We start from the raw sequence: 812 nt of genomic DNA on the forward strand, positions 1-812 counted from the left end.
TAAACAAAATATTTGGAGGATTAGCTCAGCTGGGAGAGCACCTGCCTTACAAGCAGGGGGTCGGCGGTTCGATCCCGTCATCCTCCACCATTATAAGCCGGTCTAGCTCAATTGGTAGAGCAACTGACTTGTAATCAGTAGGTTGGGGGTTCAAGTCCTCTGGCCGGCATTGATTTGAGCCATTAGCTCAGTTGGTAGAGCATCTGACTTTTAATCAGAGGGTCGAAGGTTCGAGTCCTTCATGGCTCACCATTTAAGGTGATTTTATATGCGGGTGTGGCGGAATTGGCAGACGCGCTAGACTTAGGATCTAGTGTCTTATGACGTGGGGGTTCGACTCCCTTCACCCGCACTTTTATACTGCGGAAGTAGTTCAGTGGTAGAACACCACCTTGCCAAGGTGGGGGTCGCGAGTTCGAATCTCGTCTTCCGCTCTTCTATTTCTAAAAGAAGTCCTGCCGGGGTGGTGGAATTGGCAGACACACAGGACTTAAAATCCTGCGGTAGGTGACTACCGTGCCGGTTCAAGTCCGGCCCTCGGCACCATATGCGCCCTTAGCTCAGCTGGATAGAGTGTTTGACTACGAATCAAAAGGTCGGGAGTTCGAATCTCTCAGGGCGCGCCATTTTTATCGGGAAGTAGCTCAGCTTGGTAGAGCACTTGGTTTGGGACCAAGGGGTCGCAGGTTCAAATCCTGTCTTCCCGACCACTTATTATAAATGTTGAAGAGGGGCCTTAGCTCAGCTGGGAGAGCGCCTGCTTTGCACGCAGGAGGTCAGCGGTTCGATCCCGCTAGGCTCCACCAAAGAGT

The 812-nt window shown here is 51.8% G+C and carries 9 tRNA genes; all 9 read left to right on the forward strand.

Features of this window, described 5'->3' with window-relative positions:
- Window positions 1-14 precede the first annotated feature (14 nt).
- Window positions 15-90: transfer RNA gene (locus tag ACERJO_RS20975), tRNA-Val, on the forward strand.
- A 6-nt stretch (window positions 91-96) separates the two neighbouring features.
- Window positions 97-169 (forward strand) — tRNA-Thr (locus ACERJO_RS20980).
- Between the two features lie 7 nt (window positions 170-176).
- Window positions 177-252: transfer RNA gene (locus tag ACERJO_RS20985), tRNA-Lys, on the forward strand.
- A gap of 18 nt (window positions 253-270) precedes the next feature.
- Window positions 271-352: transfer RNA gene (locus ACERJO_RS20990), tRNA-Leu, on the forward strand.
- A gap of 10 nt (window positions 353-362) precedes the next feature.
- Window positions 363-434, forward strand: a tRNA-Gly gene (locus ACERJO_RS20995).
- A gap of 23 nt (window positions 435-457) precedes the next feature.
- Window positions 458-546: transfer RNA gene (locus tag ACERJO_RS21000), tRNA-Leu, on the forward strand.
- A 3-nt stretch (window positions 547-549) separates the two neighbouring features.
- Window positions 550-626 (forward strand) — tRNA-Arg (locus tag ACERJO_RS21005).
- Window positions 627-633: 7 nt separating this feature from the next.
- A tRNA-Pro gene (locus tag ACERJO_RS21010) sits at window positions 634-710 on the forward strand.
- A 20-nt stretch (window positions 711-730) separates the two neighbouring features.
- Window positions 731-806, forward strand: a tRNA-Ala gene (locus ACERJO_RS21015).
- Window positions 807-812: the final 6 nt, after the last annotated feature.

The organism is Halalkalibacter sp. AB-rgal2, assembly GCF_041821005.1.
In the GTDB taxonomy this organism is placed as follows: Bacteria; Bacillota; Bacilli; order Bacillales; family Bacillaceae_D; genus Halalkalibacter.